The 22,975-nt window shown below is 46.0% G+C and carries 20 protein-coding genes and 3 pseudogenes; all 23 read left to right on the top strand.

Annotated features, from left to right (window positions below):
• The first annotated feature begins 13 nt into the window (after nt 1-13).
• The 23 genes and pseudogenes from atpA (at nt 14) to fabZ (ending at nt 22,902) form a co-directional block, all read left to right on the top strand.
• Nucleotides 14-1,525 (top strand): F0F1 ATP synthase subunit alpha, encoded by a 1,512-nt coding sequence (gene atpA / locus JNUCC1_RS05495; RefSeq protein WP_156644483.1) that lies wholly within the window; start codon nt 14-16, stop codon nt 1,523-1,525.
• 105 nt (nt 1,526-1,630) lie between these two features.
• The gene (atpG, locus tag JNUCC1_RS05490; RefSeq protein WP_156644482.1) at nt 1,631-2,488 is read left to right on the top strand and encodes an ATP synthase F1 subunit gamma; all 858 of its coding nucleotides are present in this window, start codon (nt 1,631-1,633) and stop codon (nt 2,486-2,488) included.
• Between the two features lie 39 nt (nt 2,489-2,527).
• Nucleotides 2,528-3,939: pseudogene (gene atpD, locus JNUCC1_RS05485) on the top strand (F0F1 ATP synthase subunit beta).
• Nucleotides 3,940-3,968: 29 nt separating this feature from the next.
• Nucleotides 3,969-4,364, top strand: coding sequence for a F0F1 ATP synthase subunit epsilon (locus JNUCC1_RS05480; protein WP_156644481.1), 396 nt, complete (start codon nt 3,969-3,971; stop codon nt 4,362-4,364).
• 25 nt (nt 4,365-4,389) lie between these two features.
• Complete coding sequence (locus tag JNUCC1_RS05475; protein WP_156644480.1) at nt 4,390-4,527, top strand: hypothetical protein; 138 nt, start codon at nt 4,390-4,392, stop codon at nt 4,525-4,527.
• A gap of 109 nt (nt 4,528-4,636) precedes the next feature.
• Complete coding sequence (locus tag JNUCC1_RS05470; RefSeq protein WP_231746997.1) at nt 4,637-4,867, top strand: DUF1146 family protein; 231 nt, start codon at nt 4,637-4,639, stop codon at nt 4,865-4,867.
• Nucleotides 4,868-5,524: 657 nt separating this feature from the next.
• Nucleotides 5,525-6,238 carry a YwmB family TATA-box binding protein gene (locus JNUCC1_RS05465; RefSeq protein ID WP_156644478.1) on the top strand — a complete coding sequence of 238 codons (714 nt, stop codon included), beginning with the start codon at nt 5,525-5,527 and terminating at the stop codon, nt 6,236-6,238.
• A 36-nt stretch (nt 6,239-6,274) separates the two neighbouring features.
• Nucleotides 6,275-7,599: pseudogene (murA, locus tag JNUCC1_RS05460) on the top strand (UDP-N-acetylglucosamine 1-carboxyvinyltransferase).
• 1,048 nt (nt 7,600-8,647) lie between these two features.
• Complete coding sequence (locus JNUCC1_RS05455) at nt 8,648-9,589, top strand: ABC transporter permease (protein ID WP_156644477.1); 942 nt, start codon at nt 8,648-8,650, stop codon at nt 9,587-9,589.
• Nucleotides 9,586-10,542 (top strand): ABC transporter permease, encoded by a 957-nt coding sequence (locus tag JNUCC1_RS05450; RefSeq protein WP_156644476.1) that lies wholly within the window; start codon nt 9,586-9,588, stop codon nt 10,540-10,542. Before JNUCC1_RS05455 ends, JNUCC1_RS05450 begins: the two co-directional genes overlap by 4 nt.
• A 10-nt stretch (nt 10,543-10,552) precedes the next feature.
• On the top strand, nt 10,553-11,557 hold the full coding sequence (locus JNUCC1_RS05445) for an ABC transporter ATP-binding protein (protein WP_156644475.1): 1,005 nt from the start codon (nt 10,553-10,555) through the stop codon (nt 11,555-11,557).
• 14 nt (nt 11,558-11,571) lie between these two features.
• Entirely contained in the window at nt 11,572-13,248 is a 1,677-nt protein-coding gene (locus tag JNUCC1_RS05440; RefSeq protein ID WP_156644474.1) for a peptide ABC transporter substrate-binding protein, read from the top strand.
• 61 nt (nt 13,249-13,309) lie between these two features.
• Complete coding sequence (locus tag JNUCC1_RS05435; protein ID WP_156644473.1) at nt 13,310-14,269, top strand: ABC transporter ATP-binding protein; 960 nt, start codon at nt 13,310-13,312, stop codon at nt 14,267-14,269.
• A 134-nt stretch (nt 14,270-14,403) separates the two neighbouring features.
• Nucleotides 14,404-15,561, top strand: coding sequence for a stage II sporulation protein D (spoIID, locus tag JNUCC1_RS05430; RefSeq protein WP_156644472.1), 1,158 nt, complete (start codon nt 14,404-14,406; stop codon nt 15,559-15,561).
• A gap of 748 nt (nt 15,562-16,309) precedes the next feature.
• Nucleotides 16,310-17,116, top strand: coding sequence for a M23 family metallopeptidase (locus tag JNUCC1_RS05425; protein ID WP_156644471.1), 807 nt, complete (start codon nt 16,310-16,312; stop codon nt 17,114-17,116).
• Between the two features lie 181 nt (nt 17,117-17,297).
• Entirely contained in the window at nt 17,298-18,323 is a 1,026-nt protein-coding gene (locus JNUCC1_RS05420) for an AimR family lysis-lysogeny pheromone receptor (RefSeq protein ID WP_156644470.1), read from the top strand.
• A gap of 432 nt (nt 18,324-18,755) precedes the next feature.
• Entirely contained in the window at nt 18,756-19,067 is a 312-nt protein-coding gene (spoIIID, locus tag JNUCC1_RS05415) for a sporulation transcriptional regulator SpoIIID (protein ID WP_331713617.1), read from the top strand.
• A gap of 225 nt (nt 19,068-19,292) precedes the next feature.
• Nucleotides 19,293-20,293, top strand: a pseudogene (locus tag JNUCC1_RS05410) (rod shape-determining protein).
• Between the two features lie 24 nt (nt 20,294-20,317).
• On the top strand, nt 20,318-21,124 hold the full coding sequence (locus JNUCC1_RS05405; RefSeq protein ID WP_156644469.1) for a flagellar hook-basal body protein: 807 nt from the start codon (nt 20,318-20,320) through the stop codon (nt 21,122-21,124).
• Between the two features lie 13 nt (nt 21,125-21,137).
• Nucleotides 21,138-21,968 carry a flagellar hook-basal body protein gene (locus JNUCC1_RS05400; protein ID WP_156644468.1) on the top strand — a complete coding sequence of 277 codons (831 nt, stop codon included), beginning with the start codon at nt 21,138-21,140 and terminating at the stop codon, nt 21,966-21,968.
• Between the two features lie 105 nt (nt 21,969-22,073).
• Entirely contained in the window at nt 22,074-22,283 is a 210-nt protein-coding gene (locus JNUCC1_RS05395; RefSeq protein WP_156644467.1) for a hypothetical protein, read from the top strand.
• Nucleotides 22,280-22,459 carry a DNA-directed RNA polymerase subunit beta gene (locus JNUCC1_RS05390; RefSeq protein WP_331713616.1) on the top strand — a complete coding sequence of 60 codons (180 nt, stop codon included), beginning with the start codon at nt 22,280-22,282 and terminating at the stop codon, nt 22,457-22,459. Before JNUCC1_RS05395 ends, JNUCC1_RS05390 begins: the two co-directional genes overlap by 4 nt.
• A 23-nt stretch (nt 22,460-22,482) precedes the next feature.
• Entirely contained in the window at nt 22,483-22,902 is a 420-nt protein-coding gene (fabZ, locus tag JNUCC1_RS05385; RefSeq protein ID WP_156644466.1) for a 3-hydroxyacyl-ACP dehydratase FabZ, read from the top strand.
• The last annotated feature ends 73 nt before the right edge of the window (nt 22,903-22,975 follow it).

The following is a 22,975-nucleotide window of genomic DNA, read 5'->3' as shown; positions in this document are numbered from 1 at the left end:
GGGGTGAAATGGTATGAGCATCAAGGCTGAAGAAATCAGTACTCTGATTAAGCAACAAATCGAAAATTACGATTCAGACATAGAAGTCAGTGATGTCGGCACGGTTATTGAAATCGGTGACGGTATCGCACGTGCCCATGGTCTTGATGATGCCATGTCAGGAGAGCTGCTTGAGTTCTCAAATGGCGTCATGGGGATGGCACAAAACCTTGAAGAATCCAACGTGGGGATTGTAATCCTTGGCCCATACACAGATATTAAGGAAGGCGATGAAGTGCGCCGCACAGGGCGCATCATGCAAGTGCCAGTCGGGGAAGCACTTCTCGGACGCGTCGTCAATCCATTGGGGCAGCCGGTAGACGGCAGAGGACCTATTGAAACTTCAAAGACACGTCCAATCGAATCACCTGCTCCAGGTGTTATGGCTCGTAAATCCGTTGATGAACCATTGCAAACAGGGATTAAAGCGATTGACGCACTTGTGCCAATCGGCCGCGGTCAGCGTGAATTGATCATCGGTGACCGCCAGACGGGTAAGACAACTGTTGCAGTGGACACAATTCTGAACCAGAAAGACCAAGACATGATTTGTATCTACGTAGCCATCGGACAGAAAGAATCCACTGTTCGCGGCACGGTTGAAACATTCCGCCGTTATGGTGCACTTGATTATACCATCGTTGTAACTGCAAGTGCCTCAGAACCGGCACCGCTTCAGTATCTGGCACCTTACTCAGGCGTTTCAATGGGTGAAGAATTCATGCATAACGGCAAGCACGTTCTTGTCGTGTATGATGACTTGTCAAAACAGGCAGCAGCATACCGTGAATTGTCCTTGCTCCTGCGTCGTCCGCCAGGCCGTGAAGCATTTCCAGGAGATGTTTTCTATCTGCACTCACGTCTTTTGGAGCGTGCAGCCAAGCTGAACGATTCCAAAGGTGGCGGATCATTGACTGCCTTGCCATTTGTTGAAACACAGGCAGGCGACATTTCCGCTTATATCCCGACGAACGTTATTTCAATCACCGATGGACAGATCTTCCTGCAGTCAGACTTGTTCTTCTCAGGTGTTCGTCCGGCGATCAACCCGGGTCTCTCTGTATCGCGTGTTGGGGGTTCAGCCCAAATCAAGGCTATGAAAAAAGTAGCCGGTACACTGCGTCTTGACTTGGCATCATTCCGTGAACTTGAGGCATTTGCCCAGTTCGGGTCAGATCTCGACAAGGCGACTTTGGCTAAACTGAGCCGTGGTGAACGTACAGTTGAAGTACTGAAACAGGGTCTCCACGAACCGCTTGCTGTTGAAAATCAGGTTATGATCATCTATGCCCTGACAAAAGGCTACCTGGATGATATTCCTGTATCAGATATTACGCGTTTTGAGAGTGAGTTCAATGCATGGCTCGCAGATAACGGTAAAGAAGTACTTGCGACAATCCGTGACACCGGCAAGCTTCCGGAAGACGATGATATGGTACAAGCAATCGAAGGCTTTAAGAAAACGTTCCTGCCAACAGAAAGCTGATCGTAACCATTTAAATACAAATTCATGACGCTGGAGAATATGTCGGATGTATTCTGCCATACGATCCAGCCTCTGATATCTGTTCAGGAAGGGCGGTGAAACAGCTTGGCATCATTAAGAGAAATTAAAGGACGTATAGATTCCACACAGAAAACGAAACAAATTACGAGTGCCATGGAAATGGTATCTGCATCTAAAATGTCAAAAGCAGAACAAAATGCTCGGTCATTCCTCCCGTACAGCAATAAGATTCAGGAAGTTGTGGCTAATATTGCGAGCAATAACTCCGACGCCAGCCATCCAATGCTTGAGAAACGTGAAGTCAAAAAGACCGGTTATCTTGTTATAACATCGGATAAAGGCTTGGCAGGTCCTTATAACAGCAGTATCTTAAGACATTTAATGCACACACTTGAAGAGCGGCACAGTTCGACAAGTGAATATACCATTATTGCCATTGGCCGTGTCGGCTATGAATTTTGTAAAAAGAGCAATCTGCCGGTTGCACAGAGTATTATCGGCTTGCATGATCAGCCGAACTTCTCAGAGATCAAGGAATTGGCCTCGGAAGCGGTGCAAATGTTCAGTGATGAAGAAATTGACGAATTGAACATTTTTTACAATCACTACATAAGCGCCATTTCTCAAAAAGCAACTGAGAAAAAACTATTGCCTATTACAGAAATTGACGCACAAGCATCCAAAAGCAACTATGAGTACGAACCAAACCAGGAGGATATTCTGGCCGTACTCCTTCCACAGTATGCTGAAAGCTTAATCTACGGAGCGTTGCTGGACGGAAAAGCCAGTGAACACGCTGCACGGATGACAGCGATGCGAAGTGCTACTGATAATGCTAATGAGCTGATTGATGACTTAACATTATCATATAACCGGGCTCGCCAGGCAGCCATTACACAAGAGATCACCGAGATCATTGGCGGAGTGGCCGCACTCGAATAAATTGTTGTTATTTAAGGTAGTCAGTGAGGAGGGAAATCGATGTCGAAAGGACATATTACACAAGTCATGGGACCTGTTGTTGACGTTAAATTCGATGACAACAACCTCCCAGACATTTATAATGCTTTAACTGTCAAGGCTGAAGCTGGCTCCGGCTCGGAAGTTGATATTGACTTAACGCTGGAAGTCGCCCTTCACCTTGGCGATAATACCGTCAGATCGATCGCAATGAACTCAACAGAAGGCGTCAAGCGCGGCATGGAAGTCATTGATGCCGGTAATCCGATATCTGTTCCCGTTGGGGACGTGACACTCAGCCGAGTGTTTAACGTGCTTGGTGACAATATTGACCTTGACGAACCATTGGGAGAAGACGTTCGCAGAGAGCCGATCCACAGAGAAGCACCACAGTTTGAAGATTTGTCAACCGAAACACAAATTCTTGAAACTGGCATAAAAGTCGTTGACTTGCTTGCACCATACATTAAAGGTGGTAAAATCGGCCTCTTTGGTGGTGCGGGTGTAGGTAAAACAGTTCTAATTCAGGAACTGATCAACAACATCGCCCAGGAACACGGTGGTATTTCAGTATTCGCCGGTGTTGGTGAACGTACACGTGAAGGTAATGACCTTTACTTTGAAATGAAAGACTCTGGTGTTATTGAAAAAACAGCAATGGTCTTCGGTCAGATGAACGAACCGCCTGGTGCCCGTATGCGCGTGGCGCTGACTGGTTTGACAATGGCTGAGTATTTCCGTGATGAACAGGGTGCTGACGTGCTCTTGTTTATTGACAATATTTTCCGTTTCACCCAAGCAGGTATGGAAATTTCTGCTTTGCTTGGCCGTATGCCTTCAGCGGTTGGTTATCAGCCGACATTGGCAACTGAAATGGGTCAGCTCCAAGAGCGAATCACGTCCACGAACAAAGGTTCTGTTACATCCATCCAGGCTATTTACGTGCCGGCGGATGACTACACAGACCCAGCGCCAGCCACGACGTTCGCACACCTTGATGCGACAACAAACTTGGATCGTAAGCTGTCAGAGCAAGGGATCTACCCTGCCGTTGACCCGCTTGCCTCCACATCACGTGCGCTGGACCCGAAGTAGTCGGGAAAGAACACTACGAAGTGGCGAACGAAGTCCAAATGACACTTCAGCGCTACCGCGAGCTTCAGGATATTATCGCGATCCTTGGTATGGATGAACTGTCCGATGAAGACAAGAAGACAGTTTCCCGCGCACGCCGGATTCAATTCTTCCTGTCACAGAACTTCCACGTTGCCGAACAGTTTACAGGTATGCCAGGTTCATATGTGCCTGTTTCTGAAACAGTAAAAGGGTTCAGAGAGATCCTTGACGGCAAACATGACGACCTTCCAGAGGATGCATTCCGTCTCGTCGGACGCATCGAGGAAGTTGTCGAAAAAGCTCAGGGCATGGAATAAGGCTGCTGCCATACTAAGGAGGGGTTTCGTTGAAAACACTAACAGTCAGTGTTGTTACTCCTGACGGCCCGGTATTGGAAAAAGAATATGAAATGATCAGCTGTAAAGCTGAAAACGGTGAACTTGGTATTTTGCCTGATCACATTCCTATGGTTGCACCACTCACCATCAGTTCCATCCGGCTGAAGAATGGTGAACAACAGGATATGGTTGCAGTCAATGGCGGCTTTTTAGAAGTTCATAAAAACAGAGTCACCGTTTTGGCACAATCAGCTGAAGTTCCAACTGAAATCGATATCGAACGCGCCAAACGGGCCAAGGAACGTGCCGAACGCCGCCTTGAGTCTCAGCAGGATGCAATCGATTATCACCGGGCCGAAATGGCACTCAAACGGGCAATGAACCGTTTGGATATTACGGGGTAACCAATTCTCATACATGTGTCTGTGCATGCGTTCAACAGCACAGGTCAGTTATAAAATCACCCACAAAGCTGAAAAGCATAAAGTGGGTGGTTTTTCATTTGAACGTGCTGTTGCTGTCGATATTTCCCGGGAAATGACAGGACGTATGTCGATTCGTGGATGACAGCTGTGCTGCTGAAGTGGTGGTTATGGCATAATTGACAAAGCCAAGCATTCGTGGCACAGTAACACTAGATAATAAATCGTACAAATGAATGTTGAGGTGTGGTATTTTGGATTCAATTGGAATTACGGCCGTGACGGGAATCGTTTCTCATATCATTTTTATTTTAATTACATGGCGCGTGCTGCAGGCAATTAATTTTGATCCTTTATTTCGAAAAGGACGTGCAGCTGAAGCGCGATTGCTGCTGCTATTAATTGCGATCGTCGTCGGCACAGGAGTCAGTCGTTTCTTCCTCGACATACTCCAATGGTCACAAGACCTAAGATATCTCCTGTAACAAAGCAAACAAACGCACAACCATCCGCCCTTAAACAGGCGGATTTTTTGTGGCTTTAATTTAAAAAATAATATCTAACAGTTGACACAAACTGCGAACCAGTGAAAACTTGAAATGACTGCTTTCTAGCAACTAACCACCACAATGAGAGAATCGTGATTTGCGCTGCGGAAAGTCGCTTTCCGCGGGCACGGCCTCAGCCTCCTCGCTCGCAAAAACCGCTCGCTGTGGGGTCTTCGGACTCGTGCTGTTCCCGCAGGAGTCGACTTCCCTCCGCTCCTATCACTTTATATTTTTTAGTGGCTTGGACGAACCTTCTACTTAAGAAGGCCAGCAGGAAGGTGAGCGCCACTCAACTAGCTCGGGGAAAACACGGAGACTCCCGTGGGAGCAAAAGCCTAGATGAGACCCCACAGCGCGCAGCGCGAGGAGGCTCATCAGCGCCCACTGGACGCGGAGTGTTTTCCCCGAGCGGTCGCCAGTGGCAGTCATAAAATCCTTAATTAAATCTAACTAGTTAGTTCGCAGTTTACAGAAAAAGCGGCGTGATTGTTAGTGGTGAATCTTGAATTCTATTAATCTGTTATTGTATGTATGATGTTTTCTCTCGAGGGCAATAATGAAGGTAATATTGAATGATACGGGGGAGGAAATACAATGAAACAGAAAATGGTCTTTATTTTTATGATATTAATATTATTTGCCAACAGCGCAGCAGCAAGTACCAAAGCAGATCCGCTTGTTGACCTTGCCCAGTTCGCTCAGTCATATATTGCACCAGTGGATACTTGGGAAGTGACGATAAAAGAACATCAATCAAGATCCAACCTTATGACAATTGTCGAAAACGCACGTGAAAATGGTCATAAGGTCACTGTTACGCCATCAAAAAAAGCAGTATACTATTCATGGACCAATACTGATCAAAAGTCAGGCATCACTACGGCATTCAAAGTGGTCGAACCAACAAATGATTCTTTTGCATCAGAACTGGTCGCTGTTATATCCGGATCTTCGTGGAACGACAACATTCGCCAATCCTATAACCAGATCCGACAAAATGCGCAAGAAACATATTTCATGCAAGATTTTGTTGTATTTACTTGTCTGACCACTCAAGAACGTGATATAATAAACAACGTGTATGTCGAGCGTAAGCTTCAAGATCGTTTGGATTTAACATACATATCGAGTCAAGAAGATTTTATAAAAGATGTGCATAAAAAAACAACATACGGGTATACACACCTATGGGCGACAAAAATTGACATGATGGACAAACCTCTTAACTTTCAAATGGTCGTTCGTCAAGGCCCGAATGATGGGGAGCAAGCTGTGTTAGGCACACCTATCCTCATCCATGAATACTAATATATAGTGAAATTGCATTTGAAGGAGAATTTAAATATGGATAAAATCATCGTAAGAGGTGGAAGGCAGCTGAGCGGCACTGTGAGAGTTGAAGGCGCCAAAAATGCAGTGCTTCCGGTCATTGCCGCGAGTATTCTTCCGAGCCAAGGAAAGAGTGTTATTAAAGATGTTCCTGATTTGGCTGATGTTTACACAATCAACGAAGTCATCCGCAATTTAAATGCTGACGTACAATTTAATGACCATACGATCACCGTTGATGCAACACACAAACTCAAAACAGAAGCACCGTTCGAATTTGTCCGGAAAATGCGCGCTTCAGTGTTGGTACTTGGACCACTGCTCGCGCGTTACGGCCATGCAAAAGTAGCTATGCCAGGCGGCTGTGCAATTGGTTCTAGACCAATTGACCTCCATTTGAAAGGGTTCGAAGCAATGGGGCCACTGTCCATGTTGGGAACGGATTTGTAGAAGCGCATGTAAACAAACGATTGCAGGGCGCCAAAATTTATTTGGATATGCCAAGCGTGGGTGCAACAGAAAACATTATGATGGCTGCAGCATTAGCTGAAGGTCGCACTATTTTGGAAAATTGCGCCAAAGAACCTGAAATTGTAGATCTAGCCAATATATTAAATAAAATGGGTGCTAAAATTGTTGGTGCAGGCACGGAAACTATCAAAATAGATGGCGTTGACCAGTTGAATGGTGTGGAACATTCGATCATTCCTGACCGTGTTGAAGCCGGCACATTTATGGTAGCAGCGGCGATCACGAACGGAAATGTATTAATTGAAAACGTTGAGAGAGAGCATCTGCGTTCGGTTATTTCAAAACTGGAAGAAATGGATGTTCAGATCCTTGATGAAAAGGATGGACTGCGCGTTATTGGTCCTGAGCACATTAAAGCAACTGACATTAAGACTTTGCCGCATCCTGGGTTTCCGACTGACATGCAATCACAAATGATGGCACTCATGCTATGTGCAGAAGGTACAAGTGTGATCACTGAAACGGTTTTTGAAAATCGTTTTATGCATGTGGAAGAATTCAGACGCATGAACGCTCAGATGAAAATCGAAGGCAGAAGTGTCATTATTGAAGGTCCAAGAGAACTCCAAGGCGCAGAAGTCGCAGCTACTGACTTAAGAGCTGCAGCTGCTTTGATTCTTGCCGGTTTGCGGGCTGAAGGCTTAACACGTGTAACAGATCTGCACCATCTAGACCGTGGTTATGTGAACTTTGCCGGAAAACTGGCCAAACTTGGAGCAGACATTGAGCGCGTTGATGAGAATGGGGATGTTGTTGAAACCTACGTCGAGATGAAACTATCCGAGAACCAAATTACTGCTGAAATGTAGGACTTTTGACTGGCTACTTTTGAAGCAGACATTACAACATAAACGATCTCAATATATTCAATACACTTATAAGAACCACATGTTCACGTTTTTGCGGACATGTGGTTTTTATGTGTTTCTGCATACATATAGTCATCAGACATTAGTAGACTTTTCACATTTATTAAAAAACCAGTTGACATCTTGTTTATATTCTGCTTAAATATAAACAAGTCGAATGAATTGTGGATATTATATAAAAAATGCGCATTTTTACACGTGAAATTGAAAGCACTTACATAAACACGGCATTAAATTGTCATACAGGCCACCCTTACCATCATAAACTGTACAAACATCACAGTATCTTACACCCATACTTCATGTTTTGGAAGAAGGCTTTTTAACTAAAACCTTGTAACGTTTAAAGTTAAAATTCCTAACAAACAGTCGACACAAACTACGAACCAATGAAAACTTGAAATGACTGCCACTGACAACCGCTCGGGGAAACACTGCGCTTTAACTTTATCACAGCTCAAGTCCGACATCTGTTCAAGAAGTTCACTTTCACAGTGTCTTCTTTGCCGCGGGCGCTGCTGAGCCTCGGGCCCACAGGATGTGAGTCATGAAGGCGTTCCGGGGTCTCACCGAGGCTTAACTTCCCGCTTGAGTCTCCATGTTTTCCCCGAGCTTGATGAGGTGTATGTTCCACCCTCTTTTTAATAGACCAATTGCTATTGGTAACCGGTCATAAACATTACATAAAGTGGTGTCACACATATAGCGGAGAAAATACATGAAGGCTCCTGCGGGAACAGCACGAGTCCTAAGACCCCACAGCGCGTACATTAGGGAGGGTCGACTAAAACCGCCCTTTGCGGGCAACGTCGACATACCTCTTGCCGAGGCAAGGAGGTTGAGGCCGTGCCCGCGGAAAGCGAAATGTATTTTCGGAGCGATATCTTTCTTCATATAAACTTAGTTATCTCGTAGTTTACGGAAACGAGGTTTTATCCACTAGCAACAACCTATACAAATACAGCCTGCTAGAAAGGGGTCGAAAACTTTGCTGCGTTACATATTGAAACGGCTTGCAATTATGGCAATCACTTTATGGATCATTATCACGCTGACGTTTGTTTTGATGGTCAGTGTACCCGGTTCACCATTTAACGACCAGGATCGCAATACCAACGAAACGGTTCAACAAAATTTAGAACGTCACTATAACCTCGATAAACCTTATGTCGTTCAATATGTACTCTATTTAAAATCTATTGTCACTCTTGACTTTGGCCCATCAATCAAACAATCAAACCATACTGTGAACGACCTCCTCAGCAGGGGTTTTCCCATTTCATTTGAATTAGGCATGGTCTCAGTCATTGTTGCAGTTTTATCAGGCATCATTCTCGGTGTATTTGCAGCGCTCAGGCATAACGGCATCATTGATTACTTTGCCATGACGGTTGCTGTACTGGGAATATCGATTCCAAACTTTGTGCTGGCAACATTGCTGATTCAGAAATTTGCCGTCGACTGGAACCTGCTTCCAACCGCACGCTGGGAAAGTCTCGCCCATATGATTTTGCCTATTGTAGCCTTGGCCACAGGTCCGATGGCCATTATCGCAAGGTTGACACGTTCAACCATGCTCGAAGTCTTGACACAGGACTATATCAAAATGGCACGAGCAAAGGGCTTATCACCCTGGAAAATCATCATTAAACATGCCCTCAAGAATGCGCTGATGCCAGTCGTTACCATTATGGGAACGCTTCTGGCGGGTATTTTAACAGGAACCTTTGTCATTGAAAAGATTTTCGCGATACCTGGCATGGGTCGTTATTTTGTAGAAAGCATCAATCACAGAGATTATCCGGTGATCATGGGGACAACGGTTTTTTACAGTGCTTTTCTGATCTTGATGTTGTTTTTAGTGGATATTGCGTACGGCATTCTGGACCCTAGAATTAAAATTCATAAACGTGATGGTGAAAAGCGATGAAACAATACACAAATGCTCAACAAACCTATACACCTGAAAACGTTCCTGATGACTGGTTCAGATGGAGAGAAGGCGATGGAGGGGAAGCTGAAGTGCTTGCGAGACCCTCGCTGTCCTACTGGAAAGATGCCTGGCGCCGGCTGTTGAAAAATAAACTGGCAATGGCAGGATTGATCTTTTTAATTTTACTTGGACTCTTGGCTATTTTTGGTCCGATGTTGACCCCGTATTCTGTGAAAGATACGTCGCTGCCGAATCAATTCAAGCCGCCGTCAAAGGATCATTGGTTTGGCACAGATAATCTCGGTCGTGATGTGTTCACCCGCACCTGGTATGGGGCGCGTATTTCATTGTTTGTTGGAATCATGGCAGCTTTGATCGATTTTTTTATCGGGATTATTTATGGCGGTGTTGCTGGCTATAGAGGTGGGCGGACAGATGGGATCATGATGCGTATCATTGAGATTTTATACGGTCTTCCCTATTTGCTCGTCGTTATTTTGCTTCTGGTGGTTATGGGACCGAGTTTGACGACGATTATCATTGCCCTTTCTGTTACGGGATGGGTTGGCATGGCGCGTATTGTCAGGGGACAGGTACTCCAGCTGAAAAACGATGAATTTGTGCTCGCGTCACAGTCGTTTGGAGCGAAAACCCCTCGGATCATACGAAAGAATCTGCTGCCGAATACAATGGGCCCGATTATCGTGCAGATGACCTTGACGGTTCCGACAGCGATTTTTGCCGAAGCCTTTCTCAGCTTTCTGGGACTGGGCATCCAAGCACCGCACGCGAGTTGGGGTGTTATGGCAAATGATGCTCTGGGCGCCATTCTCTCAGGGTATTGGTGGACTTTGTTTTATCCGGCCTTTTTCATATCGTTTACGATGTTTGCATTTAACGTATTGGGTGACGGACTGCAGGATGCACTCGATCCAAAGCTTAGGAAGTAGGTGATGAACCATGACCTTGCTGGAAGTGAAAGACTTACACATTTCGTTTACAACGTTTGGCGGCACTGTGAAAGCGGTGCGGGGGGTCAATCTACATGTGGAAGAGGGCGAAACGCTGGCCATCGTGGGGGAGTCCGGCTGCGGAAAAAGTGTGACCGCCAATGCAATCATGCGTCTCATCCCGTCACCCCCAGGTAAGATCACAAATGGACAGATTTTATTTAAAGGAACAGATCTTGTTCATGAAACCGAAAAGGCGATGCGTAACATCCGTGGTGTTGATGTTTCCATGATTTTTCAGGATCCGATGACAGCGCTGAACCCCACACTTACGATCGGGACGCAATTGATGGAAGGGCTGCGGCAGCATACAAAGCTTTCCAACAAGGAAATCCAACGAAAAGCACTTGATATGCTGAAGCTGGTGGGCATTCCTGACCCGGAAGCACGACTTGCTCAGTATCCGCACCAATTCAGCGGGGGCATGCGGCAGCGCATCGTGATAGCGATGGCACTCATTTGTGACCCGGAACTGCTGATTGCCGATGAACCAACTACAGCACTTGACGTAACCATTCAGGCGCAAATTCTTGAGTTGTTTGAACATATTCAGCGGGAAACAGGCGTTGCGGTAATTCTCATCACCCATGACTTGGGGGTTGTGGCGAAAATTGCTGACAGAATCGCTGTGATGTATGCCGGTCAGGTGATTGAAAGCGGTGATAAGCGGGATGTCTTCTACAGGCCTGAACATCCATATACACAAGGGCTGCTGAAATCTGTACCGAGACTTGATTTAAAAGAAGAAAAATTGACTCCGATTGAAGGCACACCACCTGATTTATTTTCACCGCCAAAGGGATGTCCCTTTGCAGCACGCTGTCCTATGGCGATGGAAGTCTGCCGGCATGTTCCGCCGCCGCGCACACAGCTCAACGATACCCACCATGTTCATTGCTGGCTTCAGGACGACAGAGCACAGGCACTACTGGCTCAAACAGCCATTCAAAAATAAAAGGGGGAATCAACATGTTCAAGAGAGTTTTTTTACTGCTGCTGGCCGTTTTCGTTCTGGCGATTGCAGCGGCATGTACGGCGACAGACAGTTCGCAGACAGACGATGGAAATGCATCCAATGCGTCCAATGAAACAAATGATGGCACAAGCGATAACACAGAAAAAGAGGCGGCGGAAGAAGAAAAAGTACTGCGCATTAACAATGGCGATGAACCAACTTCTTTTAACCCGCCAAAAGGATTCGATTCTGTTTCCTACAGTCCCTTGAACAATATGATGGAAGGACTCACACGTCTTGGAGACGACCATACGCCACAACCGGCTATGGCTGAGGAGTGGAATGTGTCAGAGGATGGTACAACATATACGTTCACGCTCCGTGAAGATGCGAACTGGTCCAATGGCGATCCAGTCACAGGTGAGGATTTTGTCTATGCCTGGACAGAACTGCTTGACCCGGATAATGGGTACCCATCCGCATTTCTCGGTTATTTCATTAAAGGCGGGGAAGCATTTAACAGTGGAGAAGGCTCAGCTGATGATCTTGGACTCAGTGCACCTGATGAGAAAACGTTTGAAGTTGAACTGGAAGCCCCAGCAGGCTTTTTCTTGAACCTCGTCACTAATCCAGCGTTTTTCCCGGTCAACAATCAAGTGGCCCAAGACGATCCGGATTGGCATGCTGAAGCAGACACTTTTGTCGGCAACGGTCCATTCAAACTGGAATCCTGGGAGCATGACAACGAATTTGTCATGGTGAAAAATGAGGAATATTGGGATGCTTCTACCGTTAACTTGGATAAAATTCGGTGGTACATGGTGAGTGAAACAACGACGGAATATCAGATGTTTGATAATGGTGAATTGGATATTTCCTCAATTCCGTCTGAGCTGTCAGATCAGTTGATCGATAATGAAAATGTTGTATTTGAAGATCAGGGCGGACTCGAATTTTTCCGGTATAATCTTGAAAAAGAACCGTTCCAGAATGAAAAGATCCGAAAAGCATTTGCCCTTGCCGTTGATAAGCAGGAAATTGCTGACTATGTGGTAAAAAATAAAGCGAAACCTGCATTTGCTTTTGTTTCACCAGGTTTCCAGTCGCCGGATGGCAGTGATTTCCGCGAGGCGAATGGCGAACTTGTGCCATTTTCCCCTGATGAAGCAAAACAGCTGTTGGAAGAGGGGATGAAAGAAGAAGGCTATGATGAACTGCCGGAAGTGATTTTGTCCTATAACACGAGTGAAACCCATAAGTCTGTAGCTGAAGCAATTCAGAGCATGTATACAGATCACCTCGGTATCGATGTCACACTTGAAAATAAAGAGTGGCAAGTATTCTCGGAAGAACAGAAAGGTTTGGAACTGCAACTCTTCCGAAGCTCATTCCTATTTGATTACGGGGATCCAGTCAACTTCCTGGAAAGCTTTGTCACAGATTCATCGATGAACAGAACAGCTTATTCTGACTCAGACTATGACGAACTGATTCAAAAGTCGAAAACAGAAAGCGATGAAGCAAAGCGTTGGGAGCACATGTATGAAGCAGAGAAGATGCTTGCTGAAGATATGCCGATCTTCCCAATTCGTTACTATAATCAGGTCGCGATTCAAAACCCTGATTTGAGCGGCGTGCTTCGTCACCCTGTTGGATACCTCGAACTGAAGAAGGCTGATTTAAAGCAATAACGCTACCATAAGCCCCGCCCAGGCAACTGGGCGGGCGGTGTTAAACAGAGGAGAGACCGTCATGAATGCACCAATGCTGGAAGTCAAAAAACTAAAAAAACACTTTGAAGTCGGAAAGAAAAGCATCTTGCAGGCCGTCGATGGCATCACTTTTGCCATTGAAAAAGGGGAGACATTCGGCCTTGTCGGTGAGTCTGGCTGCGGCAAATCAACTGTTGGACGCACGATCATGGGACTGTATGACCGCACGAGTGGGGATGTTGTTTATAACGCGCAAAACGTGCATACGTTAACAGGTGTAGATAAGGAGCAATTTCACCGCAGCATGCAAATGATTTTTCAGGACCCGTATGCGTCTCTTAATCCCCGTTCAACAGTCAGAGAAATCATTTCGGAACCAATGGCAGTGCACGGGATTCGTCCCAAACGAACAGAGCGCCTCGATTATGTGATCGAACTGCTTGAAGAAGTGGGTTTAAACAGGGATCATGCCAATCGGTACCCTCATGAATTCAGCGGGGGACAGCGGCAGCGGATTGGAATCGCCCGCGCTCTTGCTCTGGAGCCTGACTTTATCATCGCTGATGAGCCAATCTCGGCACTCGATGTCTCGGTACAGGCGCAGGTGGTGAATCTGATGCAAAAATTGCAGCAGGAGAAAGGGCTGACATATTTGTTCATTGCTCATGACCTGTCCATGGTTAAACACATTTCTGACCGGATCGGTGTCATGTATCTCGGCCATCTTGTCGAACTGACCGAGAGCCGCACCCTGTATGACGATCCGCTGCATCCATATACACAGGCGCTTCTCTCGGCCATACCGATTCCCGATCCGGATATCGAAATGAAGCGGGAGCGGATCATATTACAGGGCGATCTGCCGAGTCCGATTAACCCGCCGAGCGGCTGCGTATTCCGTACCCGCTGTCCAGCCGCAATGGACATATGCTCACTGGAAAAGCCCGAATTCAAGCAAGTCGAACCCGGCCACCATGTCGCCTGTCATTTATATAATTAAACACCATAGAACGCCTTGGATGGAAAAACCATTCAAGGCGTTCTATTTTTGCTTGTCCGTGTATATAAATGGTAGTAGGGATAATAGAGAGGTGCAAATGTCAGAGACTCAAACATTGTGCAAGGAGGTTCGATATGTCAAAACCATTTAAACCAAAACTGAAAACATCACCACGAAAACGCATATACACCAAAGTCAAACAACTGCAGAAAAAGACAGGTGCAAGGCCATCAACCCTACGAACCAAATCAGGCTGGAAGAAGCCATCCTGGAAATTACCCGGACTTGTCGTTTTCGCAAGTTTAATGGCCATAATCCTTATTATCCCGACATTAATTGTCGTCCCATTCATCGAATCAGAATCCACAACAGATCTGGTTCATGAAATGCCAGCTCCCATAGAGGTTGAAGAGGGTGATGAACAATTAGCGGTTAATGTGATGAGAAGCGGATCGGAGGACATTGAAAAGGTACCCCTGGAAAACTATGTTGCAGGAGTCGTATCCGCCGAGATGCCCGCAGAATTCGAGCTTGAAGCATTAAAAGCACAGGCCCTCGCTGCAAGAACCTATATTGTGAACCATCTTCAGCATCAGGAAAATCAAGAGGATGCAGCGATCACAGACACAATTTCCCACCAGGTCTATAAAAGTGACACCGAACTTCGGGAGCGCTGGGGAAAAGACTACAATTGGAAAATGGAGCGCATTCGAGAGGCTGTATCAGAGACCGAGGGAGAGGTGCTCACCTACAATGATGTCACCATCACACCGGCATTTTTCTCAACGAGCAACGGATACACTGAAAACTCGGAAGACTATTGGGAGAATGAGCTGCCCTACCTTAGAAGCGTAGAAAGCCCGTGGGATACCTCATCCCCGAAATACTTGGATCAGAAAACATTCACTTTGGAAGATATAGAACAGGCACTTGGGGTCCAGCTGCCCAAACAGTCAGCTGTGCCTATGACCATCACCCGTACAGAAAGCGGCCGGGTCCAATCACTGGCACTTGGTGATGAGACACTATCTGGACGAAAAGTCCGGGAAAAACTCGATCTCAGGTCAAGTGATTTTTCTATCAAACAAAAAAACAACCACTTCATTTTTACGACAAAAGGCTTCGGCCACGGGATCGGCATGAGCCAATACGGCGCCAACGGCATGGCCCAAGAAGGAAAAACATATAAAGACATCGTCGCACACTACTACCAAGACGTAAAAATCAGCTCCCTCGCCGAAACCGTCCCAACCTTAGTCATGGCCGACCAGGAAGATAGTAACAAACAATAAACAAATAACAACACCGCCTTCGAATATAACTTTGAAGGGGGTGTTGTTTTTACGAGGGAATTGGTTTACTTGGATTAACTCAGCAGCGAGTGTGCAGACCGAGGGCGCGAGTGTGCAAATACGGGGCTGAATGTGCATATCCGTCCGTGAATGTGCAAATATGGGGCTGAATGTGCATATCCGTCCGTGAATGTGCAAATATGGGAATGAATGTGCATATCCGTCCGTGAATGTGCAAATATGGGGCTGAATGTGCATATCCGTCCGTGAATGTGCAAATATGGGAATGAATGTGCATATCCGTCCGCGAATGTGCAAATATGGGGCTGAATGTGCATATCCGTCTGTGAATGTACAAATATGGGGCTGAATGTGCATATCTGTCCGTGAATGTGCAAATATGGGAATGAATGTGCATATCCGTCTGTGAATGTGCAAATCGGGGAATGAATGTGCATATCCGCCCGTGAATGTGCAAATACGTGAAGGAATGTGAATAAATAAAGGGGAAGGAAGGCTAAGACCGCGACGGCAATCGCCACTTCTTCATGACCCACATCCTGTGGGACCGAGGGTCAGCAGCGCTCACGGAACGCGGAGTGTTTTCCTCGAGCGGTTGCCAGAATCAGTCATTCACGCCTTACTCCGGTCTTTGTTTGTAGGTGTTTTTCAATTATATAGAAATATTTTCCTCAACATGTATATAATCACATTTTTTTGATCAGAATGGTTGTTGAGGTGATAACATATGAAGGAAGAACAAAATCCAAAGTCAAGTTGGAGACGCATTTTCCGGAAGAAGTGGTTTTTCCCGGCAGTCTATCTAACTGTTGCTGCCCTGTTGCTGACCGTCGTTGTCTGGTATCAAAATATCGATAATCAGATGCCGGATATGACAGAAGACCAGGATGAGATTGCGGACAATAATTATGTGCCGGATCCTTTCGATGAAGATGCAGACCCTGTCGTTGATCAAGAAGAAGTCGTTGGCATGCCTGCAGCTGAAGATGTTCAAGCAGAAATCGTCACTAAATTTTATGATTACAACGCAGAGGATACGGACAAGCAGCAAGCGCTCGTCCAACACAACAACCGCTGGTACCAAAGTACGGGCATTGACATGGCAGCTGCTTCAGGCGAAACATTCGATGTACTCGCGTCTATGGGCGGTGAAGTGTCAGAGGTTAAAGAAGATCCGCTGCTTGGCCATGTGGTAAGCTTGTCCCACGGAAATGACGTTGAAACCCATTATGCAAGCATGGGCGATGTCACTGTCAAAAAAGGCGACAAGGTAAAACAAGGTGACGTACTCGGCACAGCAGGGAAAAATCTGTTTGGCAAAGACAATGGCATCCATGTCCACTTTGAACTGCATAAAGGAGATCAGAAATTCAACCCTGAAACTTACTTTAATCAGCCAGTAAGCAAAATGGATGAAGCCGAATCCGAGTCAGTCCAGACAGAAGAGGATGCCGAACCATCAGACATTGATGATCTGTTAGAAGAAAAAGAGGATCATCCGGAAGGCATTCCTGAAGAAAGCGAAACAGAATAATAGCTTCGATTAAAAACTCCAGTCCATGCAGGCTGGAGTTTTTAAGTTGCTGTCGAATCGTTCATGAATTTGTCGAACGATTGTGATATCATTTTAGGACACATTATGATATGATATTTCTCGTGTGAGTAAAGACCTACCCACATCTATAAACCCAAATCATTGAAAGGGGTTGCCTTCCATGGAACTCTCCCAACCAGCTCTGGATCAATTCATGTCCGCCTCAGACCATTCCTCTATGCACGTCATCATGCTGTTACTGAAAAAACAATTCACTGAAGAAGAAGCAAACGACAAGATGCGGCAATATTGTTTGGAATCGCACAGTGATCGCATTAAGAAAACAGGCATGGAATTCCTATACATGCACGGATTTTATGAGGATTTGCAGCAGTTAATTTACAAAAACCGTTCTTCTCAAGATCTGTCAAGGCAAAACTGGGCTCTGGTCTATCAATATATGCTTGATCGACACCGCTGCAAAGTAACACCCCCGCTTTTGATGGAACGCTTTAACGCAATCAGAACTTCTGACCCTGAACTCGCTTGCCTTGTTGACTTTGGCCGGATGTCTATCGAACTTGATACAGGGAATTTTGATAGGATCGGAAAGTATATTCAGAAGAACTACAAGCGTTTTGAAGAGATCCAAGACGTTGCTTTGCTCGATTTTTTCCAAACAAGAATGCAGCAGAATTTGTTCGTATACTATTGGCACCGCAATGAACTTATTATTGCTCGCAAGCTGGGGTTTCAAGCTTTGACCCGTACTAAAAACATGCGCACAAAAATCAGCATTCATGCTAATCTTGGGTTGACTTACTTATTTGATACGTATGAGCAAGCTTTCTATCATATGCAAGAAGGATTGAAACTCGCAGTGAAGCATGGATACAAAGATTTGGAGAAAATGATTACAGAACATAATATACCATTTCTCGCGGCCGAATTTGGCATAACGGATCATATTACGACAAGCGACGCGAGTGAACAGGCACACTTGGCCATCGCTGAAGGAAATTATGAAAAGGCACGGCATATTTTGAATGATATTCCTTCTGACACGCCGTTTCGCCTGTATTATCTTGGTTGTGCCACACAGGATCCTCATATGCTCATGAAATCCTATGGCGCGTTTATCCAAAAGAAAAGCGATTATTTCTTCAGTCGCCTCCCGCTGCGAGCGCTGCAAAAGTTAAGATCATAACATTTCAACATGCCCCTTGTTCATCATGCATATGATGGCACAAGGGGCTTTCTCATGTCCAAATCCTTGTCAGCGCTTGTCCTTTCTGGCTTAATACTTAATTTTGATCATATTTCCACTGCTTTGATAATAAAATGTTATAAATCAAACAATCTTCAATGTCTGAGGTGAGATCATGTGTGGCTGTTGTAACAGAGCATATTGAAGTGTTTACTCAACCTTGTTGTGAAGCCCTATTTCCAGGTTATCTGAATACATACCCTTACATTTTCTGCAGTGTTGATCCTATTAACGGCATTCGTGTGCTCATAACACCCACTTTTACCGGTATTTGTTCAAACCATCGTCTTATGTCCAATAACAAGCCATGTAACTGTATCACCTTGTCTCGATTCACACCTCGGAAATATCCAACTTAGGGAGGCGAACGGTGTGCACGATTACATCAAAGAAAGAACGATCAGGATAGGGAGGCAAGTCGTGGAGACGAGGAAAACTGTCAGAACGATCGCGAAAGAATTTGGCGTTTCCAAGAGTACCGTCCATAAAGATTTGACTGAGCGATTGCCTGAAATCAATCCTGAATTGGCGAATGACGTAAAAGAAGTCCTTAATTATCACAAATCGATCCGGCACATACGCGGCGGCGAGGCCACGCGTAAGAAATATAAACTTAAAACAACACAGGCGGCCAAAATCAATGGCAAAACGTCACCGCCCAGAGGCCCAAAACCTGTCGGGTGAGTATATCCTAACCTGACGACGCGCAGCATGCGTACATGCTGCGCGTTTTTCGTGTGCACGACTGTATGGAGACGTCAGGAAGAGATATACTAAGGGAACGAAAATAATCCATAATATTTTTGCGAAGTATGCAGTTATGCGTTGAATTTTGTGGTAAAATAGTTCATTAGAGGCAGTATGTACGAAACGTTGTTCAAATATAAATTTCAGGAGGTTCACCAACGTATGTTTTCTAGGGATATCGGAATTGACCTTGGTACGGCTAACGTGCTCATTCACGTGAAGGGCAAAGGGATCATTTTAAATGAGCCGGCAGTCGTTGCAATGAATCGCAATACAGGAAAAGTGCTTGAAGTGGGAGAGGCGGCGCGCCAGATGGTCGGTCGTACCCCAGGCAATATTGAAGCGGTTCGTCCGCTGAAAGACGGCGTCATTGCTGATTTTGACATTACAGAAGCAATGCTGAAACATTTTATCAGTAAAATAAATGTCCGCGGATTTCTGTCCAAACCGCGTATGCTGATTTGCTGCCCGACCAACATTACCAAAGTCGAGCAAAAAGCGATTAAAGAAGCAGCGGAAAAATCCGGCGGCAAGAAGATTTACTTGGAAGAAGAGCCGAAAGTTGCGGCGGTTGGTGCTGGAATGGAGATTTACCAGCCAAGCGGAAATATGGTTGTGGACATTGGCGGCGGCACGACAGATGTGGCTGTCCTCTCCATGGGAGACATCGTCACGGCTCAGTCGGTTAAAATGGCCGGGGACAAATTTGACGTAGAAATCCTGCAGTACATAAAACGCAAATATAAACTTCTGATCGGGGAGCGCACGGCTGAAGACATTAAGATTAATGTCGCTACCGTCTATCCGGGTGGAAGGCATGAAACGATGGACATCCGTGGGCGTGACCTGGTGTCAGGACTGCCGCGTACGATCTCGGTTCACTCTGATGAAATTGAAGAAGCGCTGCGTGAACCAGTTTCGCTGATCACCCAGGGTGCTAAAACTGTTCTGGAACAGACACCGCCTGAACTGTCTGCTGATATCATTGATCGAGGCGTCATTTTGACAGGGGCGGCGCTTTGATTCACGGCATTGATCAACTGCTGGCGGACGAGCTCAAAGTTCCTGTTTTATTAGCCGAAGAACCGATGAACTGTGTGGCCAAAGGAACGGGCATCATGCTGGAAAACATCGATAAGATTGAACGCAAAAGCATCGTTTAACCTTTTTTCAAAGGAGAGAGGATCATGTTAAGAGGCTTTTATACCGTTGCAAGCGGCATGCAGGCTCAGCAGCGTCGGCAGGAAGTGTTATCAAACAATATGGCCAATGTCAACACGCCGGGCTATAAAGCGGATGATGCAGCCATTCGTGCGTTTCCGGAGATGCTCACGTATCATATGGGAAAAAAGACGATTCCGGTATCGCATTCGTTTAACATCCCTGTAAATGAGCAAATTGGATCGTTCAATACAGGGGTTTATGTTCAGGAAACGATCCCGAACCATGCACAAGGCGATATCCGGGAAACAAACGTTTCGACAGATCTCGCGCTTGTAAATGGGAAGGTGCCGGATGAAACGGGGAGCCTTTTTTTCACCGTCCAACTGGAAAATGGGGATACAGCCTATACACGCAATGGGCACTTCACTGTTGATCAGGACGGGTATTTAACAGCGGGTTCCGGACATTATGTGCTGGACAGCGCCGGCAATCGGATACAAACAGACGGTATGACGTTTACGGTCTCTTCAAATGGTGTTGTCACGACAGCGGCAGGCAATACTGCTGAACTTGGCATGAGTTATGCAGCGGATGCGAACGATCTTGTTAAAGATGACTATGGATTTTTTACAGGGGATGCAGGTGAAGTGCCTGCTGGAGCTGAATTTACCATTCAGCAAGGGGCCTTGGAAGGTTCGAATGTTGATGCCATGCAGACTATGACCGAAATGATGAGCGCTTACCGCTCTTTTGAAATGAACCAGCGTGTGTTAAAAGCCTATGACCAGAGCATGGGTAAAGCAGTAAGTGAGATTGGACGAATCGGGTAGAGGAGGGTAAAGCATGTCGCAAACCATGATACAGGCCGCCGTAACGATGCGGGGACTTCAGCAAAAGCTGGATGTGATCGGGCATAATATGTCAAACAGTCAAACGACCGGTTATAAGCACCGTCAAGCCGATTTCTCTTCCCTTTTGTTTCAGCAAATCAATAATATGACAGACCCTGCCAATGCGGAGGGTCGCGTGACACCAGACGGGATTCGGATTGGGTCAGGTGCCAAGTTGGATGATATCACGATCGATCTCACACCAGGTGCACAAAAACCGACAGATCGGGAGCTTGATACAGCTTTGCTCAAGGACAACCATCTATTTCAAATCCAAGTGACGGAGAATGGCACGTCAGAAACGCTTTATACGCGAGATGGCGCATTCTATCTCAGTCCGATGGCGGATGGCAGTGTGCTGCTGACGACAAAAGACGGAAATCCTGTCCTGGGGGAGAATGGACCGATTGAAATTGCAAACGGCTTTGATGATATTGCCATTCAGCCAAACGGTGTTATTGAAGTTTCACGCCAAGGGGTGACTGAAACAGCAGGACGTCTTGCCATTGTAGAAGCTGTTCGCCCCCGTTTATTGGAAACTGCCGGGGCCAATGCTTTCCGAATGCCTGATGCTGAGACCCTCGGCTACAATTTCGATGACGTTATTCAGGTGGTTAACCCACAGGGCGACCTCATCAAAAGCGGAGCATTGGAAGCGTCCAACGTTGATGTGGCCAAACAGATGACAGACATGATGATGACACAGCGCGCCTACCAATTCAACGCTCGGACAATCTCGATGTCAGATCAGATGTCCGGTTTAGTCAACCAGCTCAGGTCATAACAAGGGCTGTTTATGCCCCGGGAGTGCGGGGAATAAAAGGATTAAGAAATGAATAAGATACTGCAGTGACAAGCTTATTTTTTGCAAGTGAAGGAGTAACAAGCCATGGCAACCCAAACAAATTCTACCGAAACAACAACCAATCAGACATCAGAAACCGAAAGTGCCAAGCAACCCAAGCGCACCTCTTCGGTTGACCTGGAAAAAGGCAAAAGAACGGTGACCAAACAGAAGCAGAAAGAGAAAGCCAAACCTTCTGCACGCGAAGAACATAAACAGAAAAAGAAGGCGGAAAAGAAAAAGGCAAGCGCGTGAAAAGACGTCTATTGCCGATCTGGCTCCGTTTGATTATTGTTTTGGTGCTGGCGGTTGCTGCGCTGATTTTAGGACTTGGAATTGGGTACAGTGTTCTTGGTGATGGCTCTTTTAAAGAGATATTTGACAGGGAAACATGGCAGCATATTATCGATATTGTAGAAAAGGAAAAGTAGTCATTTGAGGAGGTTTAAAGCGAATGGATATTGAAGAAATTAAGCAAACAATTCCGCACCGCTACCCTTTTTTACTGGTGGACCGTGTGCTTGAAGTGGAAGAAGGCAAGCGCGTCGTCGCATTGAAAAATGTAACCGTGAATGAACCATCTTTCCAGGGGCATTTTCCAGATTATCCGGTCATGCCAGGTGTTTTAATTATAGAAGCACTTGCTCAAACAGGAGCCATTGCTGTGTTGGGACGTGAGGAAAATCAAGGGAAGATCGGCTTTCTCGCCGGTATTGATAAGTGCCGCTTTAAGCGTCAGGTCAAGCCAGGCGACCAGCTCCAGCTTGAAGTGGAGATCACCCGTCTGAAAGGGCCTGTTGGAAAAGGTAAAGGAATTGCGACTGTGGACGGCGAAGTTGCCTGTGAAGCTGAGATTATGTTTGCCATTCAGTAACGTGCGTGGCGCTTGATCAAACGTTTGAATTAAAATGGATGTACATATATGGAGAGCAGTTCTGCCGCGTTTG

Origin of the sequence: Lentibacillus sp. JNUCC-1 (assembly GCF_009741735.1) — a bacterium.
In the GTDB taxonomy this organism is placed as follows: domain Bacteria; phylum Bacillota; class Bacilli; order Bacillales; family Amphibacillaceae; genus Lentibacillus_B.
Note: the sequence above shows the minus strand (reverse complement) of the source record. Positions and strands in the feature narration are given on the sequence as shown.